Source organism: Brevibacillus laterosporus LMG 15441, from assembly GCF_000219535.2.
GTDB classification, from domain to species: domain Bacteria; phylum Bacillota; class Bacilli; order Brevibacillales; family Brevibacillaceae; genus Brevibacillus_B; species Brevibacillus_B halotolerans.
Map to the genome: position 1 here is coordinate 548,224 of NZ_CP007806.1, position 24,900 is coordinate 573,123.

Here is a 24,900-nt window from a genome sequence, read left to right on the forward strand (position 1 = left end):
GGTAGTACCAGCGTCGCTGATACCACCTTTAAACGTATGGAATTACTCGAAATCACCTTTCGTGAGTTGCTTAACCGGATCGGGGTCTCTAAAGAGGCATGCCGTAATTGACAAAGTCAAATGATATAACTAAAAGTGGAAACACATCAGACTCATGTTTATAGACTTCCTAAACTCTCATAATAGTCTAGAGAAGAGAATAAGCCCAACTGACAGTAATATCAGACCCTATCACTTAACGACTCCTTAGAGCGTACAGTTAAGACAAGACGTACCACCACGGTATGAACTTTCTCAAACTGGTTCGAAAACCGGTAGAGGATGATACAGTACTCTAGCGAAGCTATGTCCAATTTTAGTATTTCATAAAAAATAATGAAGGATTTTTGTTTGTGTTGTTCCTTCAATGCTAGTAACAACTAATATTGAAGGGACTAAAGCAAATGTATACACTTTAGATTTGTTTTCAGGGAATATAAATATTTTGACCGACTATGTAGATTTTCTTGAAAATCATTCAGAAGAAATATTACCTGCACTAATAACTATTGTGCAATCTGCTAATATATTTAAATTTTCAATAGATGACATTCTTGAGCGTTTTTCTGACTCAATCATTAGTTTTGATTCCTACAGAGATCCTATAAATGTTAGTAGATATCTGTATCACAAATCTAAGTATGAATTTGAAAATTCTCGCATTGGAACAGGGATAGATGATATATGAAGGTGTATAGCTTTAGCTGATATCGCCAATCATCATGAGGAGTATAAACGTTCTTTGAAATTGTTTTGGAAATATAAAGATTATGCATCAGATCAACAAATAGATTACTTTAAAAAAATTATGGATGGAGGTTGTGAGGATGAAGAAACCTTTACTTTCGTTAGCCGTGTCAACCAGATTAATTAGTGGATTTCATGTAGCTATCATGGCAATTATAGCTTATCAACATGGTGTAGGTGGGTAATCGTATTAAGTGTGGAAGGAGCCAAGTTATTCTTATTCACCTTCCGATTTTTGGTTAAACATAATATATGTCCCTTAATCATATAGCGCTTGCACCTGTTATGACGTTTATACGGATGTTTAGAGACCTCCGTATAAACGTTTTTTTATGTTATTTTGATGTCTAGTTCCGATAAAAGATTAATATAAGTATTAAACCATTTTTACCGCGTTAACTTTTTATACATTTTTCTCAGTCAGGGTTTTGATGAAAGCTGATGTATAGTTTAATTAGTAAATATTGGTTAATAAGGAAGGGGAATTGATAACGAGCTTGAAATCGAAAAGGACAATCCTCATTCCCACAGTACAGGAACGCGTCCTCTTTCCAATCACTACATTGTGCTACCACTGTATCACAGAATGACGATCTTGAAGTCGTGCGCCAGAAGTTAGTAGAATTATTTATCCAAGAAGGATATTTTTCAAGTCCAGAAGTGCTGCAATTGAGTTAGAAACTGGATGAATATCTCGTTGCAATTAGCTGTCAACGTAGAATAAGCTCTACAGAAAACTACAAAACCCTTTTGAAATAGCCATTTTTCAGCTATTCCCTTCCTTGATTATGCACTCAGTCAAACTAAGTAAAGATATTCAGAGAGACGATGAAAAAATCTGAATAGGAGGAAATAATATGCTAGCGTGGAGTGACTCAGACCCTATAGATTGTTTACGGAACAAAAACAATAATCAGAAATATCGTGACTTTCAAAAGTCAGCAGTCAAGTCTCAAAACAAAAGTCAAACATCACACCAACAGGAGAGAGAACCTTTACTCAAAAAAATTAGTTGTGACTACCACCCCTAAAGAGGAAATAGCTTATTTTCACAGAGTTCTGGGGTGGTAGTCAGAAGTGTGTTTCTTTGTGTAGTTGTCTCAATTTGATTTAGATAATAATTTCCGCAAAATATTTACAATAAATATCACTGTTGGTAATATTTATTAGAAGAGGTTGTTCTGAATATGAAAAAGAAAAAACTTATTACAAGTATCCTTGCAGTTGCGTCTTCAAATAAATCAGAACCTGTAGATCCTCTTAACTATGTTGAACCACTAAGAAATCTAGATGTAAGATCAACTGTCGATGAAGAAAGCTTTGTACCTAACCCGTACAATGAACGGTACAGCGAAGAAACGTCCGATCAATAAGTAATACAAATTCCCCTTGGATTCTCAGCTCAAGGGGAACTTATTTTTAGGAGGGAACCATGAGATTAATAAGTTCATTCTTTGCGATAACTCTAGTTGCTGTGAGTCTTTTGGGATGTACCAGTAAAAGCGTGGTAAGTAACAATTCGCTGGGAAACACTGTTGGTAATATCACAAACATGGGGTTCATTAGTTCAAAAGATGATTGGATTTATTATGCTAACACATCCGATCAAAATAAGTTGTACAAGATGAGGGATGGAGCAACTCCTACAAAAATAACAGATGATCAAGCCTATGATATAAATGTTGTGGGTGATTGGATATATTATCGAGCGCTAGATAAAAGCGCTCTAATGTATAAGATTAAGACGGACGGCACTTCCAAAACCCAATTAACCCAGGAACCCTCAGGCTATATTAATGTAGTTAATGACTGGATCTATTACTCGGACTATTCCGGGTATACGCCTGTGATGTATAAGATGAAAACAGATGGGTCTGTTAAGCAACGAATCACAGATGACTATTCAGAGCAGCTATTGGTATTGGAGCCATATATTTATTATCGGAATGGGAACGATGATAGTGCCTTCTATCGAATTAAGAATGATGGAACAGATAAAAAGAAAATAAGTGATGATAATGTTAACTTTCTAAACTACTCAAATGGTTGGTTGTATTACGCAAACAGTTTGGACGATTTCAAGCTCTATAAAATGAAGATCGATGGTACACAAAGTACGAAACTAACTGATGATCAAATTAATTCAGTTATTGTTTACAATGATTGGATCTATTACAGCAATTACTCGGACCACGACAAATTATATAAAATTAAGATAGATGGTACCAACAAAACAAAGATTTTGGATGATACAGTAGAACGACTAAATATCGCAAAAGGATGGGTTTTTTATTGGGAAGGTAGGCAAAAAGCAAATCTTCACCGTGTAAAAACAGACGGAACGAACAAACAGGAAGTTAAATAAACCTAAAGGTAAGATAAACAGTTTGAATATAATTATTATGTATCAGATGTAAAGATTTTGAAATGAGGAAGTCATTCTTCTCACGATTGATCTGCATCAAGAGTTTCAGGATAACTTGACAAACAACCACAATGTTGGGTTTATTCTTGACTCATTATTGGGAACTGCTTATCAGTTTGACGATATCAAAGAAGTAGAATTTTTAATTGATGGTGCACCAATAGGATATCTTGATATGTACGATTTCTCAGTTCCTTTTGAACGTCCAAATCCTGAGGTTAAAGAAAAAAATAAGAAACAAAAAGTGTCTCCTATGAGAAATGAGCCAGATGCTGATCCAGTCATAGTTATTGATCCCGGTCATGGTGGAAAAGACCCTGGATCAATAGGAAGCGACGGAACGGAAGAGGCTGATTTGAATCTTGAGATCGCAAAAAAACTCAGAGATTATCTCGAAGATAGATTAAATGCCACCGTATATATGACTCGCACAACAGATAAGTATATTGATCTTGATAAACGATATGCACTTGCTAATGAAAAAAAAGCAGATATTTTCATTAGTGTACATATCAATTCCAGTTCAAATTCCAGTGTTAAAGGAACCACTGTAATATATCCTAACAATCATCATATTAAATTAAGTAGAGAGGCTGCCGATTTTGTCCACAACAGAGTTATCGATGTCCTACGCGACTATAAATCTCCATACGAAGACAACCGTAACTTGGCCGTTTTACGTGGAACTAAAATGCCCGCAATTTTGACTGAAACAGGTTTTATATCCAATAGCTCTGATTTGAAATATTTGAAGTCAAACTCAGGACAGGATGAGATTGCTAATAAGATTTACAGAGGAGTAAAAGACTGGTGGTTTGATTAAAGGAGGAATTTAAAATGAAGCTAATTCCGTTTATTACCTTATTGCTTTCTTTTTTGTTACTTGCAGCATGTGGAAATCAATCTACTATGAATCAAAATGTCGAATCCACTCTAAAGAATTTAGCTGTTCAATACATTGAAGCAGAGTATAAAGGTGATAAAGAGTTACTCATGAAAGTAACCGGGGAAGAAGCAAAGAAAGATGTTGAAGAAGATCACCTCAACATCTTTAAAGATCAACATCTTGATCATATCGTAGATACGAAAATCGAAAAAATTTCCGATACTGAATATAGTTTGGTTGTAACCGTTAGCTCATCTCCAAAAGAAAACGAGCAACCAACAAATTACACCGAAAACTTAACTATGACTAAATATAACGAAGAATGGTTAATTACAAAGGTTACTAGAGAACAATAGAAACAAATAGGAAGTTATAAGAAACCGGTTTTCACCACGTTAAGGGTGTAACCGGTTTTATTACTAACGTTGGTTAACGACCGTAATGATTCTAATGTGGTATTCACTTCACACCTTTTTATTCAATTTTTCGGGGGCGGTCGCTCCGGCTAGCAATGATATTAAAAAAATTAGCGGGTGTTAGAATAGGGAAGTATCCCTGAATTTCTGTGGTGAATAGTCTCCTGACACCATGATATACAGCTACCGAAATGAGTAGGGAACTTGATCTTTCTGTTAGTTATCTAACCGAAAAAAATAACAAGAAGCAGCCATCACTTAAGAAACTAGAACGCTATGCAAATGTTCAGGGCTTAAAAAAATCTTCAATTCTGCTGTTGACGGAGCAATTGCATAAGGCAGAAAAGACAAATACAAAACGTGAGTTAATCAGGAGTTTAATGGTTCGCTGAATCCCAAGGGCTTTTCGTGTTGCCTATTTTTATAAACCAGAAATAACATATGACTGCCAAACATAACTTGAGTAGTTTTCCGCATGTAAATCAAAATCGAAAAAGACCTTGCTCTTGATACCTAACTAAACTACCCACAAGTATTCCTTCTATTCGGCTGCAAAACCAGCACTCCATCTCCTAACTCCGATAATTTTTCCATCAACGCATCCATGCCATGCTCTAATTTATATTCCATTTCCTCTTTATATAAAGGCAGCAGGAAATAGGCAGTAACCTTATTGCCATCCTTTGTTGGAATGACGCTGATTTCCTCTTTTAACTGGAAGATAACCACTCCGTTTAACCCAGTTGAATCTGCATATGGTTCATAGTCCTGATAATTGGGGATGGTATGTCCATATCCCAACCAGGTATTATACTGATGAGGAAAACGAGCCATCTGCTTCATCAATCTGATCGGCCAATAATTACTTTCATCCTGCATCGATTCCTGTGTTAATTCCCAAGAAGCTGGCAGAAACATCATAACCTCTGCTCGATCGATTTGATCATCAAGCTGCTCCTGCACCTCGTCTGGTATTGTCATTGGTAAATCACTCATACCGGTAGTATATAGGACCCAAAAGGGCTCTTCCTCTGTGGGCTTCAATATATTCACATCAATATGTATGGTATCAGATATAATTTCATGAAAAACACTGCTTTCTCTTCCGGGAAAAACTGCTTCAAAATGTTCCACGATTTCCTCTACATATTCCATTGGAGCTGGAGGAGAATAGCTAGCTGATTCTTCATATTTGTAAATCGTAGTGCCATCCTTTGATTTTTCTCCGTTGTTCTTGCCGCCGAATATCTTTTTTAAAAAATTCATCTAACCTTTTCCCCTTTTTTATTATTTGTCTTCAACAAGAAGTCTTCTTGTGCTTCTCATCTTGTTTTGTAAACTAGAGAAGCGTATGCTGTTCTATTCCTTCTTTACCTATGTATTTCATTTGTGCATGTTAAATGAAGATTATGAAAATATTACAAGAACAAAGCGGACTTGCTTTACATCACATGTTTGCCCACACATTTATATTTAAGTAAATGCTTTATAAAATAGCAAGTAAAATGAGGAAATTCATTGTAAAGTTTCACATGAATGACTTGGTGAAAAAATGATTTTCCAGATTTATCGTACAGCGCTATAGCCTATACCCTATACCCCGGCAAGAGAAGAGGAGCCGAAAAAAATTTTATAATAAAAGTGAAAGATTAGCAGAAGCTCTTCCGTCTATACAGTGATAAGGAGGTGGAACACAATTGGATGACAATGCTGGAGCACGTATTGAACAATGGTTTCTAGCATACAGCACTGATATATATCGTTTTCTCGTCTATTATACGGGTCGGACGGATATAGACGATCTTGTACAAGAGACCTTTATTCGTGCCCTAAAGGCTATCCATTATACCGAGATTGCAAATCCCAAAACATGGCTGTTTGCCATTGCTAGAAATGTCGCCATTGATGAAAAGCGTAAGACAAAATTAATAAGCTGGCTGCCGGATATATTCCTGCAGCATCTCGTTTCACCTGATAAAACACCTGAAGAATCTTTAGAATTAAGCGAGAATAAACGTTTTCTCTATAACATCATCAATCAGTTGAAACGATCTTATAGGGACGTGCTGATATTGCGTGGTATCAAGGGATTATCTAGTAGGGAGACTGCGGAGGTATTGGGCTGGAGCGAAGCCAAAGTAAATCTCACTTTACATAGGGCGATAAAAGCTGTTCAAAAAAAACGGAATGTTCCTGTTTCGGAGGTGATTCAAGATGCCGTCACAAGATGAACAAATGATATTGGAAGAGTTAAATCATTTCCCCAATCAGAACCTTTCTTGGGAGCGCAAGCAAGTGATAGTAGAAAACATACGAAAGGAGAGAAGAATGATGCAAAAACAAAAAAGACGGAACGCATATTTGGGATGGGCGGCAAAAGGACTTATCACATGTGTAGCGTTATTTGCTTTTATCTGGATGAAGCCATTCTCTTCTTCAGTAGAAACCTCTTCTTCAATAGGCACAACAGGAAATAAGGATGTAATAGAGCAAAAGTATATTACGGCTGCTCAAACAGAAATAAAAAAAGCGTTTGGGATTAATAAGGATTTTCATTTTGAAAAGTTGGATAAACACACTGATTCCTATACTTTAAAGACAGAGGATCGAAAGGCAATCGTGTGGTTTAAAGCTGGAACTACAGAGGTTATAAGCGTCACGACTGAATATAATATAGATGAGCTGCCGAATATCTATCAACAATATGTAGAGACAGCACGAAATCGGATTAAGGAAACGAATCTTCATGATAATTTTCAAACGGTCCGTCTTTATAAAAACAATTCAGGAACAGGCATGACTCTTAAGTCAGAAGTTAAAAACCAGAGGGTTAGTGTCGATCTGAATACAAATAAAGTGATCCGTTACTCTTTAGATTACAATCTGGATAATGTGGATAAAAAGTATGTGACCATAGCTCAAAAAGCGTTAATGAAACTTTCAAATAAAAATGATTTCTCATTTAATCATGCAAACAAGGCCTCCGATGAAAAAGAAGATAGGTGGACGCTCTCCAATAAGGAAGATGAGTATCACGACAAATATTCTGTTGAGATTGGAGCAAAAACAGGTCAAGTGTATAATGTACATTATGATACTGATCGTTATAGTATCAAATCAATAGACGAAGCAATGTCAGTGGGCAAACCGCTCATCAAAAACATAACTGGAATAGATGTTACTGGGTATAAGGTTGATGGCGGTGATCATTGGGGAGGCTATGTATTTCAGAGTCCAGGGAAACCGGCCGTATCTATATTTACTGATAGAGCGATTGATAGAGCGGACGGTGGTAATGTTAGTGGTATCCAAGTCCACGTTCGGTAAATAAGCAAAAGCTACTGACTAGCATACTTTGTCAGTAGCTTTTTTGTCCTTTTGACAGCACTATGTTACTAATTTCTTTTGAATGTTTTTAGGTAGCTTATGAAAAACCAATTCATAAGAATGAGTAATCAGCTTCTCCCACAATTCAGCAGGAATATCGGCATCTAAATAAATAGAATTCCAATGACTTTTATTCAAGTAGTAACCAGGAATAATCCCCTCATATGTTTCTCGTAGCTGTTCGGCTCGAGCTGGATCGCATTTTAAGGATAGGATAGGCTTTGCGTTAGAATCTCCACCAAGCATTGCAAACATTTTTCCTCCTACCTGATAACGATCTGCTTCCCATTCTGCTTTGTAATCATGAATTGCTCCTGGGTGCTTCAGACAATAGGCTTCCAGTGTGGCTTTTTCCATGATAAGCTCCTTTCTGCACGCATTTTTTTCATTTTATCACTCATAGCTACCTTAGATGTAAGGGACTATTGAGTGAAATAAGAGATTGGAGGTATTGCAAGGATTTTATCATGAAAAAGCAGAAGGCACGAGGCTTGTTGATGCTACATGGAAAAAGTACAAACAGGAGGACAACCTAAGGAAGGAGTAGGATTGGACTATTATCATTTAGTTCATCTTATGATCAGCAGAGGGATAAGCTGACCCGTTGTTGAAAGCAATGGGTGGAATGAATTATATTTTGCCTAGGAATGAATCAGGTGGGTAAAGGAATGATTACTCCAAACACAACCAAATATAAGACAATGTAGACTAGATAAAGATAAACAAGTCTGATGTTAAACCTTTCACAAAACCGCTTAACTGCGTTGGTCAGAAACGAATCGAAGAATGTAAGGATAAGAAAAAAGATGGATAGCTCAATTATTGATGCAAGATAAAAGTTAGTAAATAGGAAATCGATCCAATAATTCAGCTTTATACATATACTAATAAAAACAAAAAAGATAAACATGGAGTATCTTTTTTCATGGTTCATATGTGTTCCTCCCAATTCCTAAAAACGAAAGAGATACTCCCATTTTTAGATATGGATTACCACTTTTTTCGGTCTATTTCGTAATACTCTACTTTTTTCGGCTTCTTAAAATTCTCATCTTTGTAATGAACAACAGTTTCGTAGTAAATATCAGATTGTATGTCAGAATCCTGTACCTTCCAAACCCAATATCCAACATAAGTATCAGCTAATGCTTTTTTACTCCATGCGGAAAGCTTCGCAATAGTCCAACCTAATAGTGCCTTTTTTAATTTTTTTGTTGGAATCGGAATCTTTTCTGCCACCCAAGAAACAATAATGTCAGCCATTTCTCTGTGGGCACTATGGTCGTAATAATCGTATTTTGGACCATAGACAATTTCTGCACTTCCACCAGGCCCGTCGATGATTGATGTTCGAATTTCATTCATCATGCTCTCATACATACTCTCCAATTGATGCTCACTCAATGGATTGGGGCCAGCAAAGGTAACTCCATGGCAGGTGTAGGTATATTCCGTGCTTTGTTCAATAGGAGAAGTCGTCGTGCTCTCAATTGATGCAAAAGCGGATGTTGTCATGCTTAAGGTAGTAAGAAGTGCCAATAAGCCTAACGAAAATCTTTTCATCAAAAGAATCACCCTCCTTTTTGTTTTATTATAACAAATATTACAAAAATAACCAATTCAAGATGCGTTATTTCCAGAAAATCCACTATATGTGATAAAACCGCTTATTGCCTCCTATATGGTATTTTGCCTGATGTCTTGAAGTTTTCCTTCAAAATAAAAAAGGAGAAACCCTGTTTCGTTTTAAACAAAATATGACATACTTTCACCGATAAAAAAGAATGCGATAGCTTTTTTGAAGTGTTGCTATAACACATGACAGCGATAAGCTGCGCAAGTATCCTCATATACTTGTTGCAAACGGAGTTTTTACATCGACAATGTGAAGCATAAAACACCAAAATAGTAACTGAAAACAGGAAAATATCCCGCTACTAATTTCACTGGGTATAATGGATCAGATTCATATGTATTTGGTCACCTCTATCATTTATTTACAAACTAACTCTAAAGGAATGTAATCGTATTTATAGGTAGTGAAGTATATTTGTTCTATTTGGATTAAGCAAAAAAACGACGATGGAAAAATTGCTATTTGTTTAGTATAAGTATATGAATGTGGATAAAATGTCACCTTTTCCTATAAGGGTATTTAGCTTTCATCTACTAGATTATGGTGATAGGAGTAGTAATCATAAATTGGCATAAAAACAGGAAAACCAAGCATGAATCAAACATTCATGTTTTTTTGCATGACTAAAAAAACAAGGTGGATTTCTCTCAATCTAGTCACATTGCACCAGTTAACGAATACTATATATAAATTACATATACTAAATGTTAATCTCGAATAGTAAAAGGTTAACATTTGGTAGATAAGACCCATTTACTTACAATTATTACCTAATTATGATAATGGTGTAAGTTACATTGGGATGGAGGTAGATTTATGCGTAAACAATCTAAAAAAATGATTGTAAGTCTTTTGTCTACGTCACTATTGGCTGTATCTCTAGCAGTTCCTGTTTCAGCATCAACCACATCCTCCGTACAGCAGGCTGTAGTAGTACCGAACAGTGAGGTCGGGGCACAACAGGTAGGGACCTATGGATGGAAGACTCATATTACAAAAGAAGGTGTACAAATAGTCATTAAACACATTAGAAAAGGGGGCGCTACGTTAGAAAGAGCGATTAGTCAGCTATCTCCTACGGCGGCTCAATCCTTTAAAAGATGGTCTAATAAAATAGCAGATCATCTGGAGGGAATCATCAAAGGATGGGAACAAAAGGAAGAATACGCTATTGTTTATCTAAAAGATCAGCTAAGGAACTTTTTGAAGGCCAACTCCAATCTTTCTGATGGAACAATCCAGGAGATTGTTGTTGCTATAGAGTGGCTTCTCTGGTTCGTAGCCTAGAGAATAGCTGAGGGGGAACCCTATTGCACGAAAAACATACCTACTATGATTGGCTAATCGAACAGAACGTATCACCTGACCAGCAATCTAAGCTTCATATTCTTCTTTATTTACTTTCTGATAAGCTAACAGGCGACCTTATTACCGCTGAGTATGACCGAAAAATACGAGACTCAGTTCCAGAGTTTGCGCATATTTTGGATGCATCCACTATAACTCAGGAGTTAGTCTATTCTACCTTAGAGTTAAATTTCCAGTTTTCGAAAGCTTCAATCAATAAAATGATAGAAGGTATGAGAAAGCAAGGTAATTTTGCAAAGCTTACAGAATTTATGGGACAACCTTAAGCATCCATCTAGAATAAAATATAGGATATTGGAGCGGCGATGATATAGCTGCTCTTTTTTCTTTTTATAGAGCAAAATTGAATGGGAGCTTTTTCCTTCTTTTTATTGAAAACGACATTAATGTCTTTTATAATAAACTTACCAACAAAAACGACAACAGTGTATATTTTATAGGAGGCTTGAACCACTATGGCTCCAAGAGTAAGCGAGGAATACAAAAAACAAAAGAAAATGGATTTGTTACAGGCGGCAAAACGGGTGTTTGTGGAAAAGGGTTATACACGAGCGACGATGCAAGACATCATGGACGAGGCAGATGTTTCGAGAGGAGCTTTGTATTCGTACTTCGATAACATCGAGCATGTGTATCTTGAACTGCTTCATGCTGAGGATGAAAAGGATGCGATGTTTTTTCGTCTAGATGAGAACGGCACATCCTGGCAACAGATAACCAAGTGGGTTAATCGGCAGCAGCAGGAAATGCAAAGGCTTGATCAATCTCTTCTGCTGGCTAATTCGGAGTTTTTTTTATCAACGAATTACCGCAAGAATCGAGATAGCTATCCTTATGTCACCGCACGCTATCAACGGCTAACTGAGGTAATAATCGCTTTTTTTCGCAAAGGAATCGAGCAGGGGGATATTTGTCCGCGTATTCCAGTTGAGTCTATTTCGCTTTATCTCATTTCATTTATGGATGGTTTAATGCTAGATACCGCTCATTTGGGGCCAGAAAAAACAAAGGTGAAGGAGCAATTGGAGGTTTTGCTGTTTTCATTAAGGGAAATGCTTTGTCCGATTGCAGAAAAATAAGCAGACAATATGCAAAAGGGGGAGTAAGGCGATGCTGTTTCAATCCACAAGAATGTATTTTAGAAAAATGACTGCTGACGATGTAGCTATCTATCATAGATGGAGAAATGATATGGAAGTCATGCAAACTACCAATCCATCACTTGATCTGTTTACATTTGATAGCACAGAAGAATTTGTGAATCAGGTCATTTTGGGAGCAAGTACATCAAAAAGCTATATGATTATCGAAAAGGAGTCGGAAACCCCTATTGGGATCGTCTCACTCATTCAAATTGATTATAAGAATCGGAATGCTGAGTGCATTATCGACATTGGAGAGAAGGCGTATTGGGGAAAAGGCTATGGAGCAGAAGCAATGAAGCTGCTACTGGATTATGCCTTTTTGGAATTAAACCTGCACCGCGTATCATTACGAGTGTTTTCTTTTAACAAAAAAGCCATTGCCTTATATGAAAGAGTGGGATTTAAGCACGAAGGAATTTCACGAGAATACATTTTTCGAGATGGAAAATGGAGCGACATTTTTCACATGGGGATACTCCAAAGAGAGTATATTGCTACAAATGCCGCTGTTAGTGAATAGGCGAAAGCTACGCAAAAGGTCTAGATTTCTAGAGCTTTTTTGCAGGTAAAGGACTTAAATGTTCATGAATAAGCAACCATTCAGTAGATTCTTTGACGAATACATTTGTCGCTCTTCCTTGCCCGCTGGTATACTCGCCATTCATATAGCCTTCATAGCAATATGTATACGTGCAGGTTGCAGAGTCATTACCTACATGTAGCCATTGAATATCTTGGGCTTTATAAATCTCGTTTTGGATGATGGACCAAGCGGTTTCAAAATATGCTTGTATTTCTTGGTGAGTAGTACAGGTGTGATTGGAAAAGTAATAAATGGCAGTTGGATGCAGTAATTTTTTCACTTCACTGAAGTTGTGGGTGTTGGTTGCTTCTATATATTTATCTAATATCTCCATGTACGTACCCTGCCTTTATTTTGAATTTTAAGTTAAATTATAATTTTTTAACTATCGTTTATCAAGATTGAGAGTGAAAATAGTTCAAAATATCTTTTACTTTAAAAAGTAAGGAACTAGGTTTACTTTCGATGTGTGGTCGACGCTGTTTTCTCTAAGCTTCAGGAGGAAAAGGACGTGTCATTTTTTTCCTTATTTTGATCATCTAGGAACTCCATTAAGGCCCGTAGGTATCCTGTTTTTTGCCTGTCATTTATTACCACAACAAGAATGTGAAATAGCTATATTCTCCGTGAATTTTTTTTCCGATAAACATTAAAACGACGAAAAAAATGCATGGAGAGGAAACCTAAAAATATGGCACGGAAATTTACATTTACTTTGACGATTAGAAGAAAATTAATTTTCTCCTTTGCACTTATTTTAATCATTCCAAGTATCGTAATTGGTTTGATGTCTTATCAAGTTGCAGCAGACAAAATGGAGGAGGAAATTAACAATTTCGGTATTAGAAGTGTTAATATGCTGGATCAAATTATCAACGATACGATTGATCCCAAAATCCATGATATCACGTACTTTTCCAAGCAAATCACCGAACCACTTTTACAGGGTGGCCTACAAGCTCCCATAAGAGAAAGATTGAAGGAATATTACGCTCTGCATTCCGAATTGGTTAGTGTTTTCGTAGGAACCAAAGATGGAGTAATGATACAAGAGCCTATTCAGAAAATGGCTGCCGACTATGATCCAAGAAATAGACCTTGGTACCAGGAAGCTATCGCGAAAAAAGGACAAGTTATTATTACGGAGCCCTACGTATCAGCATCCACGGGCAAGGTGGTCGTAACCATTGCGAAAACACTTGAGGATAATTCCGGGGTAATAGCAATAAATTTGAATTTAGATAATCTGTCCGAGATCGTTCAACAGGTTAAAATCGGGAAACAGGGCTACGCATTTATCATCGATCAAACAGGCAAATATTTGGTTCATCCCACGACAAAAAGCGGAACTGATTTTAAGGAGAAGTGGGAAGATGAATTATTTTCCAAGAAGTCAGGTCAGATAAAACTAGATGAGTCAAATGAGTTTATCGCATTTGAAACAAATAAAGTAACGGGCTGGAAGATAGCCGGAAATATGTTCACCTCCGAGATTCAAGAGGCAGCTCAGCCTATCTTTACTCAAACTCTAGTTGTTATTGCAGTGGCTTTACTTGCAGGTACAATTTTGATGATCTTCGTCATACTTTCCATTACCAAACCGTTGAAAAGATTAATTAAGGCCTCCCGTACAATTAGTGAAGGGGATTTAACTGAAACGATTAGCGTGAACGGGGAGGACGAGATTGGATTACTGTCTCAATCGTTCCAGCAGATGCAGGCTAATCTTCGCAATCTGATTGGGCAAGTAGGTTTTAGTGCAGATCAGGTAGCCGCTTCGGCTGAAGAGTTAACTGCAAATGCAGATCAGACAAGCAAAGCTACAGAGCAAATCAGCACGACAATCCAGTTATTAGCCGCCGGGGTAGAAAAGCAATTTCATAGCGTAGAAGAAACATCGGAAACCGTACAGCGCATGTCACTGGGTGTAGAGCAAATGGCCTCCCATTCTGAAGAGGTAACAGCTAAAGCGATTGAAGCATCTGTTAAAGCAACAGAAGGCAGTCATTCGATTCAGACAGCAGTAGAACAGATGAGTTCCATTAATCATACAGTTAAAAAAGTGGCAAGTGTCATTAAGGGCTTGGGTGAGCGTTCCGAGGAAATCGGTAAAATTGTTGACGTTATCGCAAATATCGCTACTCAAACCAATTTGTTAGCATTAAATGCAGCGATTGAAGCAGCACGAGCAGGCGAGCATGGTCGGGGATTCGCTGTTGTTGCAAATGAAGTCCGATTATTAGCAGAGCAATCGACCCACTCGGCTGAACAAGTGGATAAGCTGATTATGAGCATTCAGGAAGAGACGAATCAAGCTGTCCATTCGATGGATTTGGCCACCCAAGAAGCGGAAGAGGGGATCAACCTGATTAATACGGCTGGAAATTCCTTTGAACTGATTCAAGTAACGGTAGAACAGGTAACAGCCCAAATTCAGGAGGTTACAGCAGCGATTAAACAATTGTCAGAGGGATCAAAGGAAATGGTCAGTTCCATGGAAATGATTACGGAGGTAGCAGAAACAGCGGCATCAAGCACGCAGGAGGTTTCTGCATCCACAGAGGAACAGCTCGCGACAATGGAGGAAATCACCCATGCCGCTGCTTCCTTGGCAGACATGGCTGAGGAGCTTCAGGGGTTATTGGCAAAGTTTAAAATTTAGGGGAACGATCTAGGGAAATACAAAATGGAGAAAGCCAGTCATTTGTAGCTATCACCCTATGAGGGTGGAGCAGTAGTAATAGATCGTTTCTGATATTTTCCCCTCTTAGTAGACAGGAAGAAGCAACACACCTTGCTGTATTGACTAGGAGGGGATTTTTTATAGGGAAATGGAACATATTTTTAGGGGGTTTTTTGCAGAAATAGGGAGGAAAAGAAGAAGCGAAAGTGATGTATCAATAAGAATGAACTATATATATCTGTGTCTTTATATTCATTTCTCCCTTACAAAAGTGTAAGGTTTTTTTTGTTGACTTAAAAAACAATGTGTAACTATAATTATTACAACCTTAAGGGAATTAGATGAAAATTTGACTAGATCTAGCAAAAAAATAAGGAATGGAGAAGATGCAACTATGAAAAAGCTAGTTTTAACAGGCGTATTAAGTGTCGGAACCTTATTGGGGGCGAACCTTCCAGGATTAGAGGTTATAACAGCGAGTGCAGCTATCCCTTCGAGTCTTTCTATTGCAGAAGGTAATTCACAACAAACTCTTTTCGAACAGCAAAGGGAGAAATATACAGGAATTGTTACTGGAAAAACAAATCAGGGGCTTACAATCTTTACTGAAAATGTGCCTGCTAATGTGCTTACAAATATAAATATAGGCGATTCAGTTGATATATATTCTTCATATAGTTCTAAAGGTGCTGAGAATAAAGCGGAAGACTTTATAATCGGAACGGTCATAGATTCAGATAGTGATTATGGTTATGCTACAGTGGAATACAAAAGCAACGAAGGAAAAACGGAGATAGTAGATGTTATCTTTACGGAAGCTCACTCCTATAAAGCCGGGGATAAAGTGAGAGTAACGAATAAGTCAAAATGGGAGCATAAAAAAATTGGACCAAATAATGCAATGTTTGCTTCAGGAGATTCTATTTCTAAAGTTGCTGAGAAGGAAGGAGAAGACTTTATAATTGGTTCGATCACAGAAACAGACAGTGATTATGTGATTGTTGAGTACAAAAGCAACGAAGGAAAAACAGAAAATGTAGATGTTCTTCTTCCAAAAGGTCATTTCTTTAAAGTAGGAGATAAAGTAAAAGTAACAAATAAGGAAAAATGGGAGCATAAAAAAATCGGGTTGCATCATGTGAAGTTTGCTTCCGAAAACTCTATTTTCAACGTTACGAAGAATGACTCCGAAGACTCTATTTCTAAAGGTGCTGAGAAAGAAGCGGAAGACTTTATAATCGGAACGGTCATAGATTCAGATAGTGATTATGGTTATGCTACAGTGGAATACAAAAGCAACGAAGGAAAAACGGAGACAGTAGATGTTCTCTTTACGGAAGCTCACTCCTATAAAGTTGGAGATAAAGTGAAAGTAACGAATAAGTCAAAATGGGAGCATAAAAAAATCGGACCAAATAATGTAACATTTGCTTCAGGAGACTATATTTCTAAAGTTACGGAGAATGAATAATAATAAAGAATTAAACTACCTACATGGATTAAGAGCCACAAAACACTATTAGGTTGTTTGTGACAGTAAGGTAGTAGTTGCTGTGGCAGGGCTGTAGGTATGTATATACGATGAAAAGCATCTCATTGAGGTGCTTTTCTTTTTTAAGTTACTTATTTTTACATTTGTTATATAATAATCAAGGATTAAAATGGGGGTTATTGGTAGATGCAAACTAGTCCTCAAAGCAGATCATAGTTACTTTTTTATATGTAGCTATGAAAATTCATTGATAGGAGAATACAAGATGGAATGGATGTTTTTCTTGCTTTTGATTCTGATTATAGGTGTTGTAATATTTCTGAAATTCGGGAGTTTCCTCAAAAAATCCCCAAATACGAGACAAATAACGAATGATATTGATCCATTGTCTATCGATATCCATGATATAGATAACATGCTGGATGGCTCAGAATTTGAGATCTATTTGTATAGACTGTTTCATGCATTAGGCTATAAAGAGGTGTATAAAACAGTCGGGAGCAGAGACTTTGGGGCTGACTTAGTATTTACAGATCGCTCTGGGGTTCGCAATGTTGTGCAAGCGAAACGTTATAAGATTGATAATTTAGTAGGAATTAGTGGTGTGCAAGAGGTATATTCCTCGATGAGATTTTATAAAGCGAAGAAGTCCATTTTGATTGCAACATCTACCTATACGGATTCATGTGAGACTCTGGCAGGGATTAACCATGTAAAATTGTTAGATCGTACGGATTTAATCTCCATTATCGTAGCTTTCAAACAAGGGGATTTAGAAAAGGCAAAAAATATAATTGAAGCAGAGCCGAGAGTAATTTTGGACTCATGGACTGATTATACAGATTCAAGTCGAGAAATGAAAAAGGATAAAAGGGCGGAAAAGCTAATACGAGGAATATGATTTTGGGTTGTGTGGTTGTGTGATTCAGTAGTATCTGCATATTGACACTAGATATCGTTGTCTGATACATTTACTACGAAAATGAGAATCATTATCAAAAAAACCTTGTTAGTACATATTGGGGAGAGATTCCATGTTAAGGAAAAAGTCATTCTTCTTCATTACAGCGATGCTTATCATGCTGTTGGTTCTGATGACTGCTTGTGGCAACACGAGTAGTACGACAAGCAATAGTGCTTCTACAGCAAAGGAAAAGGAAACAACTGCTGAGGGAATGCGCAGCTTTGAAACGAAAAAGGGAGTTGTAAACATTCCTGTAAAGCCAAAACGAATCGTTACTGATTTTTACGGTGGGGAATTGCTTTCTGTGGGAGCAAATGTTGTCGGTGTTGAGCCAACTGCTTTCAAAAATCCGTTCTTAACCGATCTTCTCAAAGGGGCTACTGATATCGGAGAGCCTATTAGTACAGAGAAAACATTGCAGCTAAAGCCTGATTTGATTGTTGTTATGAAGGATGAAAACTATGAAGCATTATCCAAAATTGCTCCTACCCTGCACATCCCATATGGGACGGCCACTAACATCTATGAAACAGTTAGATTGTTTGGTGACATTGCTGGGGAAAAGGAAAAGGCAGAGGAATTTATCGCTGCATTTGATAAAAAGGCGGCGGAGGGTCGCCAGAAGCTAAAGGGTGTTATTGACGAGAATGCTACCTTTGGACTTTATGAGCTGACCGATAAGGGAGAGCTGTGGATTTTCGGAGATAACGCTGGTCGAGGCGGACAGGCAATCTATAACGCACTGAAGCTTAAAATGCCGCATGCCAAGAATAAAGCGGAGGAACAGACGCTACAGCTATCTATGGAAATGCTACCGCAGTATGCTGCCGATTACATGTTCTTGACAACCTATGATCCTGAGAAAAAGGGAGAAGCATTAAAGCAATTAAAATCCTCAGCCGTTTGGAAAAATCTAAAAGCGTCTAAAAACAATACGTTATTCTATAACGATTTTGATACGTTTTATCGCTATGATCCAATCGCTATTACTGGACAGATAGATCTAATCGTTGACATGCTGTTGGAAAGAAGCAAGGAAACTAAAAAGTAGCGAGCGGATTATCACCCCACTTGTAGAGCTATGCTCTGGTGGGGTCTTTGCTTGCTTAAAAATAACTTCTACCTGTACCTGATAGATTCCTTCTGTCAGGTTGAATGGTTACGCTAGACAGCTTGAACATCAATGAATTCTAGTTTTTTCATCGGATGTCCCTTTGAAAAGGAGACGATCAATTAATCTCTCATGAATGAGAAATTCTTTTTTGGTAAATTTTTTTTCGACAAAAAAATCAATATCTTGCTTGACAGTCGTTCATATACCTTAGTATAATTCGTAGTAATTTCAAACGGAAATATATTCGGAATATTGAATGCTATGAATAGGAATAGTAAAGACATGTATTTGTGCAGAGAGCTATGGGTTGGTGCGACATAGTCAAATAACATCTTGAACTCGCCTAGGAGCAGTAAGGTGGAACGGAAGTATACTTCTTAGTAAATCTTAACGACTAACCTTCGATATCAGGTTTGTAATCAAACGATTACTACTAAGTGGATTCATTATGGAATCAATAAGAGTGGTACCGCGTTAAGTAAATGGCTTAGCGTCTCTTTATAAAAAGAGATGCTGGGCCTTTTTTATTTTATACAGGAAGAAATGGAGGTTTTTTGCTTGATCAATAATATGTTTATTCATATAAAGTAATTTAATTAGGGGGAAATGTAATGAAACAGACGGAGCAATGGACGTCGAAATTAGGATTTATCATGGCAGCAGCAGGCTCTGCGATTGGCCTTGGCGCAATATGGAAGTTCCCATATATTGCTGGAAAGAGCGGGGGAGGAGCATTCTTTTTAATCTTTATCTTGTTTACTGTATTAATAGGCCTTCCGCTATTGATAGCTGAATTTATGATAGGGCGTAGTACACAAAAACAAGCAATTCAAGCTTTTAAAAATATTGCACCAAATACAGGATGGCACTGGATTGGACGTCTTGGGGTAGGTACTTGCTTTATTTTGCTATCATTCTACAGTGTTGTTGGCGGTTGGATATTAATCTATTTATTCAGAGGAATTACAGGACAGATTATTGCACCACAGCAAAATTATGCGGCGCTATTTACAGAAACAATTGGGAACCCAGTTTGGGCCATTGTCGGGCATTTTGCCTTTATGTTTATTACGATATTTGTTGTATCAAAAGGTGTACAAAATGGAATTGAAAAAGCAAGTAAATACATGCTACCAGCATTGTTCATTCTATTTTTGGCTCTTATTATTCGTTCATTAACACTTGATGGTGCAATGAAGGGTGTTACGTTTTTCTTACAACCTGATTTCTCAAAAATTACTTCAGAAAGTATTTTATTCGCAATGGGTCAATCATTCTTTGCGATTAGTATTGGGATTTCCATTATGATTACGTATAGCTCTTATTTAAATAAAAAAGAAAGCTTGCCACGATCAGCCATAACGATTGTTGGATTGAATTTATTTGTTTCTCTTTTTGCCGGCCTTGCTATTTTTCCAGCAGTATTTTCATTGGGAATGGAACCAACAGAGGGACCGGGATTGCTATTTATCATTTTGCCATCCGTGTTTAGCCAGATTCCATTTGGAAGCTTCTTCTTAACCGTATTTCTTGCACTATTCACCTTTGCAACTTTAACATCTGCATTTTCTTTACTTGAAACAGTTGTTTCAGCGCTAGCGAATGGACAGCAAGAAAGAAGAAAAAAATTAGCATGGGTAATGGGGCTTTGCATTTTCTTAGTTGGTATTCCGTCAGCACTTTCATTTGGTATATGGAGTGATATTACCATCTTTGGTAAAAACATTTTTGATGCAGTAGACTTTTTCTCACTTAATATTTTAATGCCACTTGGAGCTTTGCTAATTAGTATTTTCGTTTCATTTAAAATGGAGAAAAAGATACTAGAAGCTGAATTCTTCGTAGGTGGAAACTACGGAAAGACTCTGTTTACTTGCTGGGCATTCTTGCTTCGATTTGTTGCTCCAATTGCGATTATTATTGTTTTTTTGAATGCGGTTGGTATTATTCAGTTTTAAGAGTTTAAATATTCAGTAAAATTCTGGCGTTATATATTTTTCTAAATCTTTCCTTAAAATAGGAGAGGGGTACAGCCAGCATTTTAAAAACACGTTAAATAAATCATAAAACAGCAAAAAGTCGATTTCCTGTATGCTAAGGATAATCGATTTTTTGCTGTTCCTGCTTTTGAAGCGGTGAACGAGCTTACGTATGGCGTATTTTAGAGGTGTTGCAAAATCTAACTGATCTGGCAGCATTCCTAATGCATCTCCCACAACGGGGATGAGCTGAATATTCAGCATGATGGCTAGCTCAATGAGATTTGGATAAGCATAGCTGTCCACTGCAATTTTGTTATCAGGTGTATTCCAATAAGCTTGCGATTGAGAGATATAATGGGGAACTCAAATTCCTTTTATCTGGTTTCCATGACATAGGATAATTATAAATGAATTAACTAGCATGTTGATTGAGCCTCCTGATAATTGTCTTGCATACAATTTCAACATTTTAACCATACGATTTGGGTGTTATAATCAGTACAAATAAAAAGTAAGAGTTGAAATTGTTGCCTAGCAAGGAATAAAATCTGTAAAAAGGATGGGAAAGAAAGATGTCGCTAGAAAGAGTCAAATCATATTTTGCACAATATGGTATGGAAGATAGAATTATAGAGGTTCCAAAATCTAGTGCAACAGTAGAACTGGCAGCACAAGCCTTACACTGTGAGCCACAGAGAATCGCAAAAACACTTTCTTTTACATTAGAGAGCAAGGTTATACTGATTGTTGCAGCAGGTGACGGTAAAATTGATAATCAGAAATATAAACGCCAGTTTGGAGAAAAAGCGAAAATGCTTGACGCAAGTGAAGTAGAAACCCAAATTGGTCATGCGGTAGGCGGTGTATGCCCATTTGCAGTCAATAAAGGCGTTGATGTTTATTTAGATCAATCACTGAAACGCTTTACAACGGTTTTTCCTGCCTGCGGTAGTGCAAATAGTGCCATTGAATTAACGATAGAAGAGTTGGAAGAGTACTCGCAATATATAGAGTGGATTGATGTATGTAAAGGGTGGGCGGATTCAAACTAGATTCAGCTTCTATGTAACATTCATAGGTCTTTTCGTGATTCTCATTACGTTTGGTCTCGTTGTGCGCAGAATCATTTATAAGAAAGATAGACCCCAAATCTGGGAAAGCGGAGATATCTGTACCGAGCTCTGCACAAGAGTACCTGAAGAACCATCCAGTTACGTTTGTTGGCATTTGGCCGAACGGTCATCAAGCTCCTGAACTTGTCTATTTGCCATTACATCCCCAGATTTTTTTATCTCGACAAGATAATTTGTAGGACGTAAAAAAGCCCTGAAGCAGATCAGGGCTTTTTACATGCTAGATTCATTTGTTTTGTGATAATGAGCTATCTATTACTGGTTTTCATAGATTTGATACATCGACATGTTTTCATCATCCATCGCCTTGCTTACTTGGAAGGCCTCTTGAATGCTTTTCTTATTTTGGATGATCTCGTAGAAAAATCGCGAAACAAATAGTAGCGCGGCATTTCCATCTGGATAGTCGTTTGGACCAATATACGTTTGGCATCCACAATGTAGGAATGCTTTTGCCAGTTCAGGATCACCTAAAGAACATCCGTTAGCAACAACGATTTTCCCTTCCAATCTGGCAAAACGAGAAATTTCCTCTGGTCCAAAGTTGCCCGGCACCTCATCTGCATCATACACGTCTTCTCCTAGCTCCGGCATGATGAATTTCCCTTCATCTCCGTGGAAGTTGAGAATAATCATGTCAGTATTGGGATATAAGTCCTCACCCGATAAGATGGCAGTGAAATCATTTGGTCTACCTATCCAATACGTAAAGACTCTTGCGCCAAAATACTCCAAAGTAGCTCGGATTGCTTGTGTATCCATATCAGAATCAGGCCCGCAGACTAAAGCAACATGCATTTCTGGTTTACTCATCATTGATTCCTCCATAATTTCATTTTCATAACCCTAAAATGAGTGGATATGGAGGTGGTGCTCGTGCTTTTTTTAAGAAATTGACAACACGTTACTTCTTATTCGGCTTCATATGAAACTCCTTTTGAAATGAATTTATTATTTTATCAAATATAGCATAATAAAGATGAATAGTGCAAATATTTGGTGTATTATTTGGTAGGTACTTAATAAAGAAATGAGGATTCTAGCTATGGATGAAAAGATACCAAAAAAGATTAGACCTTTATTACAAGAGTATAGTGACGTATTACTGTCTGAATTAACTGATGTGATAGAAGGGATTTATTTATATGGTTCGATCGCTTTGCAAGCATTTGATGAGCATAAAAGTGATATAGATTTCATGACAATTGTAAAAAGAAGATTAACGCACGAAGAGCTTGAAAGAGTAAGCAAGCTACATCATAAGCTAAAGAAGGATAATCCACTTGCCCAAAAATTAGACGGTATGTATATCAGCCTTGATGACATTGGACGAGATAATAAATCCTTACAGCCTTACCCATGCTGCGCTAGTGGAGTTTTTAAAAAAGAGGGGCACTGGGATAGCAATCATGTGACGTGGTGGACATTAAAGCATTATGGAATAACGATTGCGGGTAAAAGGATAAATGAATTAGGAATTGCTACAGAGTGGCAGGATGTTCATGCGACAATGCATTATAACATAAATGAATATTGGGCCAAAAAGGGGAAAAGCCGGATTTTTTTCTTGTTTGATGAGTGGATTGAAGACGCTGTAGTAACCTTGTGCCGCATTTATTACACCTTAAAGGATCAAGAAATTATTCCAAAGAATAAAGCAGTAGAGCATGCACTTCAAGCGCTGCCCTCTGACTGGCACCTACTTCTTAGAGAAACCTTGAGAATTCGTAACAGAAAAAATGAACCATCGTATTTTTCTTCCAGAATAAAGAGAGCGCGAGAAACAAGGAATTTCATAGCATACATGATTACTTTTTGTAATCTGCATTTTTTTACGAATGATAGTCATTTGGAATTATAGGACGGAATAGAATATTGACAAGGATAATGATTATCACTATCATTTAATTATGGAAATATTTCCAAAAGAGTAGTCGCTTTCCAGGTTATGTATCATTCGCTCCGTTGGGTTTCTACCATACTTTTAAGTAATAAGTTGTCGGTTTGCTACTATGTGTTTTTCGCAACTTGCTTGTAAGCATTGGAATGGAAATTTCAGGTTGAAGGGGAAGAGAATAGATGAAAAGCACAGGAAATCAAGACTATATTCCGGCTTTAAAATTTCATTGGTTGACCCGATTGTATGACCCTTCGTTGTGGGGAATGAAGGAAATAGCCTTCAAAGGGCATCTTGTGAGTCAAGCGAATTTGATGCCAGAGCAACGCATCTTGGATTTGGCTTGCGGAACAGGTACCTTGACTCTTATGCTCAAGCAGGCACAGCCACATGCAGAAGTAATTGGACTAGATGCCGATCCTAACATACTATCCATAGCTAGAAATAAGGCAGAGGAACAACAGGTAGCTCTTACCTTTCGACAAGGAATGTCGTATGAGCTTCCCTTTGAGGATAATCACCTCGATCATGTTTTTTCTAGTCTGTTCTTCCATCATCTGTCTCGGGAGATGAAGCGTAGTACGCTGCAAGAATTATGGCGAACCCTGCGTCCGGGTGGAGAAGTGCACATCATTGACTTTGGTAAGCCTCATAATGTAGTAATGAGGGCAGCGTTTTTTACCGTGCAGCTATTAGATGGCTTTGAAACTACAGCAGATCATGTTACAGACGTTCTTCCTGAACTTTTTAAAGACACCGGGTTTGAGAATGTTCGACCAATAGGTGATTTTAAGACAAGAGCAGGCTCCCTTCGTGCCTACTCAGCAAGAAAACCCGCCTAAATAGGGGCGGGTTTTTTGTGTTGTTTCCAGACTAATTTTTTACAATGGAAAAAAATCCGTGAAGTGGTTGCCTTTCACCGGCAAGTGGCAGAGAAAATGTAATCAAACAGCTATCATTGTTATGTAACGGTACACGATTTATTTCATTTTGGCAAAAAAAA

Annotated in this window: 24 protein-coding genes and 1 other annotated feature; of the genes, 19 read left to right on the top strand and 5 right to left on the bottom strand. The window is 37.4% G+C overall.

All coding sequences use genetic code 11. The annotated features are described in order from the left end of the window. Positions 1 to 406 precede the first annotated feature (406 nt). The 5 genes from BRLA_RS02785 to BRLA_RS02805 all read left to right on the top strand — a co-directional run bounded on the left by BRLA_RS02785 (position 407) and on the right by BRLA_RS02805 (position 4,453). The gene (locus tag BRLA_RS02785; protein WP_003335608.1) at positions 407 to 727 is read left to right on the top strand and encodes a hypothetical protein; all 321 of its coding nucleotides are present in this window, start codon (positions 407 to 409) and stop codon (positions 725 to 727) included. A gap of 1,246 nt (positions 728 to 1,973) precedes the next feature. Beyond that, complete coding sequence (locus BRLA_RS02790) at positions 1,974 to 2,159, top strand: hypothetical protein (RefSeq protein WP_041751924.1); 186 nt, start codon at positions 1,974 to 1,976, stop codon at positions 2,157 to 2,159. A 59-nt stretch (positions 2,160 to 2,218) separates the two neighbouring features. Next, positions 2,219 to 3,151, top strand: a complete 933-nt coding sequence (locus BRLA_RS02795) for a DUF5050 domain-containing protein (protein ID WP_003335606.1) — start codon at positions 2,219 to 2,221, stop codon at positions 3,149 to 3,151. Between the two features lie 91 nt (positions 3,152 to 3,242). Next, positions 3,243 to 4,034 (top strand): N-acetylmuramoyl-L-alanine amidase family protein, encoded by a 792-nt coding sequence (locus BRLA_RS02800; protein WP_272898007.1) that lies wholly within the window; start codon positions 3,243 to 3,245, stop codon positions 4,032 to 4,034. Positions 4,035 to 4,048: 14 nt separating this feature from the next. Continuing rightward, positions 4,049 to 4,453: a hypothetical protein gene (locus tag BRLA_RS02805; RefSeq protein WP_003335603.1), complete on the top strand. Its 405-nt coding sequence runs from the start codon at positions 4,049 to 4,051 to the stop codon at positions 4,451 to 4,453. Positions 4,454 to 5,035: 582 nt separating this feature from the next. Here BRLA_RS02805 and BRLA_RS02810 read toward each other — a convergent pair. Further along, complete coding sequence (locus tag BRLA_RS02810; RefSeq protein ID WP_003335601.1) at positions 5,036 to 5,779, bottom strand: suppressor of fused domain protein; 744 nt, start codon at positions 5,777 to 5,779, stop codon at positions 5,036 to 5,038. A gap of 431 nt (positions 5,780 to 6,210) precedes the next feature. Here BRLA_RS02810 and BRLA_RS02815 point away from each other — a divergent pair, with 431 nt between their 5' ends. Further along, the gene (locus tag BRLA_RS02815) at positions 6,211 to 6,744 is read left to right on the top strand and encodes an RNA polymerase sigma factor (RefSeq protein ID WP_003335600.1); all 534 of its coding nucleotides are present in this window, start codon (positions 6,211 to 6,213) and stop codon (positions 6,742 to 6,744) included. Then, positions 6,728 to 7,840 (top strand): hypothetical protein, encoded by a 1,113-nt coding sequence (locus BRLA_RS02820; protein WP_003335599.1) that lies wholly within the window; start codon positions 6,728 to 6,730, stop codon positions 7,838 to 7,840. Before BRLA_RS02815 ends, BRLA_RS02820 begins: the two co-directional genes overlap by 17 nt. A gap of 60 nt (positions 7,841 to 7,900) precedes the next feature. Here the strand turns inward: BRLA_RS02820 and BRLA_RS02825 are convergent, their stop codons facing one another. Further along, positions 7,901 to 8,257: an MmcQ/YjbR family DNA-binding protein gene (locus BRLA_RS02825; protein ID WP_003335598.1), complete on the bottom strand. Its 357-nt coding sequence runs from the start codon at positions 8,255 to 8,257 to the stop codon at positions 7,901 to 7,903. Between the two features lie 633 nt (positions 8,258 to 8,890). After that, entirely contained in the window at positions 8,891 to 9,463 is a 573-nt protein-coding gene (locus BRLA_RS02835) for a hypothetical protein (RefSeq protein ID WP_003335597.1), read from the bottom strand. 889 nt (positions 9,464 to 10,352) lie between these two features. On the opposite strand from BRLA_RS02835, the gene BRLA_RS02840 reads away from it, so the two are divergent. The 4 genes from BRLA_RS02840 (at position 10,353) to BRLA_RS02860 (ending at position 12,569) form a co-directional block, all read left to right on the top strand. Beyond that, positions 10,353 to 10,823, top strand: a complete 471-nt coding sequence (locus BRLA_RS02840) for a hypothetical protein (protein WP_003335596.1) — start codon at positions 10,353 to 10,355, stop codon at positions 10,821 to 10,823. Between the two features lie 23 nt (positions 10,824 to 10,846). Next, positions 10,847 to 11,170, top strand: coding sequence for a hypothetical protein (locus tag BRLA_RS02845; protein ID WP_003335595.1), 324 nt, complete (start codon positions 10,847 to 10,849; stop codon positions 11,168 to 11,170). Positions 11,171 to 11,359: 189 nt separating this feature from the next. After that, positions 11,360 to 11,983 (top strand): TetR/AcrR family transcriptional regulator, encoded by a 624-nt coding sequence (locus BRLA_RS02855; protein WP_003335594.1) that lies wholly within the window; start codon positions 11,360 to 11,362, stop codon positions 11,981 to 11,983. A 31-nt stretch (positions 11,984 to 12,014) separates the two neighbouring features. Beyond that, entirely contained in the window at positions 12,015 to 12,569 is a 555-nt protein-coding gene (locus BRLA_RS02860; protein WP_003335593.1) for a GNAT family N-acetyltransferase, read from the top strand. 28 nt (positions 12,570 to 12,597) lie between these two features. Here BRLA_RS02860 and BRLA_RS02865 read toward each other — a convergent pair whose 3' ends face one another. Next, positions 12,598 to 12,966 carry a YybH family protein gene (locus tag BRLA_RS02865; RefSeq protein WP_003335592.1) on the bottom strand — a complete coding sequence of 123 codons (369 nt, stop codon included), beginning with the start codon at positions 12,964 to 12,966 and terminating at the stop codon, positions 12,598 to 12,600. Positions 12,967 to 13,323: 357 nt separating this feature from the next. On the opposite strand from BRLA_RS02865, the gene BRLA_RS02870 reads away from it, so the two are divergent. From BRLA_RS02870 to BRLA_RS02900, 6 genes are all read left to right on the top strand, one after another. Further along, complete coding sequence (locus BRLA_RS02870; RefSeq protein ID WP_003335591.1) at positions 13,324 to 15,294, top strand: methyl-accepting chemotaxis protein; 1,971 nt, start codon at positions 13,324 to 13,326, stop codon at positions 15,292 to 15,294. A gap of 415 nt (positions 15,295 to 15,709) precedes the next feature. Further along, on the top strand, positions 15,710 to 16,786 hold the full coding sequence (locus BRLA_RS02875; RefSeq protein WP_003335590.1) for a hypothetical protein: 1,077 nt from the start codon (positions 15,710 to 15,712) through the stop codon (positions 16,784 to 16,786). Positions 16,787 to 17,072: 286 nt separating this feature from the next. Next, positions 17,073 to 17,708, top strand: a complete 636-nt coding sequence (locus BRLA_RS02880) for a restriction endonuclease (protein WP_003335588.1) — start codon at positions 17,073 to 17,075, stop codon at positions 17,706 to 17,708. 133 nt (positions 17,709 to 17,841) lie between these two features. Further along, positions 17,842 to 18,822 carry an ABC transporter substrate-binding protein gene (locus tag BRLA_RS02885; RefSeq protein ID WP_003335587.1) on the top strand — a complete coding sequence of 327 codons (981 nt, stop codon included), beginning with the start codon at positions 17,842 to 17,844 and terminating at the stop codon, positions 18,820 to 18,822. Between the two features lie 315 nt (positions 18,823 to 19,137). Next, positions 19,138 to 19,386, top strand: a binding site (T-box leader). A gap of 110 nt (positions 19,387 to 19,496) precedes the next feature. Next, a complete protein-coding gene (locus BRLA_RS02890) occupies positions 19,497 to 20,843 on the top strand; it encodes a sodium-dependent transporter (protein ID WP_003335586.1) in 1,347 nt (448 codons plus the stop codon). A 596-nt stretch (positions 20,844 to 21,439) separates the two neighbouring features. Next, positions 21,440 to 21,919, top strand: a complete 480-nt coding sequence (locus BRLA_RS02900; RefSeq protein ID WP_003335584.1) for a YbaK/EbsC family protein — start codon at positions 21,440 to 21,442, stop codon at positions 21,917 to 21,919. A 336-nt stretch (positions 21,920 to 22,255) separates the two neighbouring features. Here BRLA_RS02900 and BRLA_RS02905 read toward each other — a convergent pair whose 3' ends face one another. Continuing rightward, positions 22,256 to 22,813: a hypothetical protein gene (locus BRLA_RS02905; RefSeq protein WP_022586332.1), complete on the bottom strand. Its 558-nt coding sequence runs from the start codon at positions 22,811 to 22,813 to the stop codon at positions 22,256 to 22,258. Between the two features lie 232 nt (positions 22,814 to 23,045). On the opposite strand from BRLA_RS02905, the gene BRLA_RS02910 reads away from it, so the two are divergent. Both BRLA_RS02910 and BRLA_RS02915 read left to right on the top strand, forming a co-directional pair. After that, the gene (locus BRLA_RS02910; protein WP_003335582.1) at positions 23,046 to 23,861 is read left to right on the top strand and encodes a nucleotidyltransferase domain-containing protein; all 816 of its coding nucleotides are present in this window, start codon (positions 23,046 to 23,048) and stop codon (positions 23,859 to 23,861) included. Positions 23,862 to 24,079: 218 nt separating this feature from the next. Continuing rightward, a complete protein-coding gene (locus BRLA_RS02915) occupies positions 24,080 to 24,739 on the top strand; it encodes a class I SAM-dependent methyltransferase (protein WP_003335581.1) in 660 nt (219 codons plus the stop codon). The last annotated feature ends 161 nt before the right edge of the window (positions 24,740 to 24,900 follow it).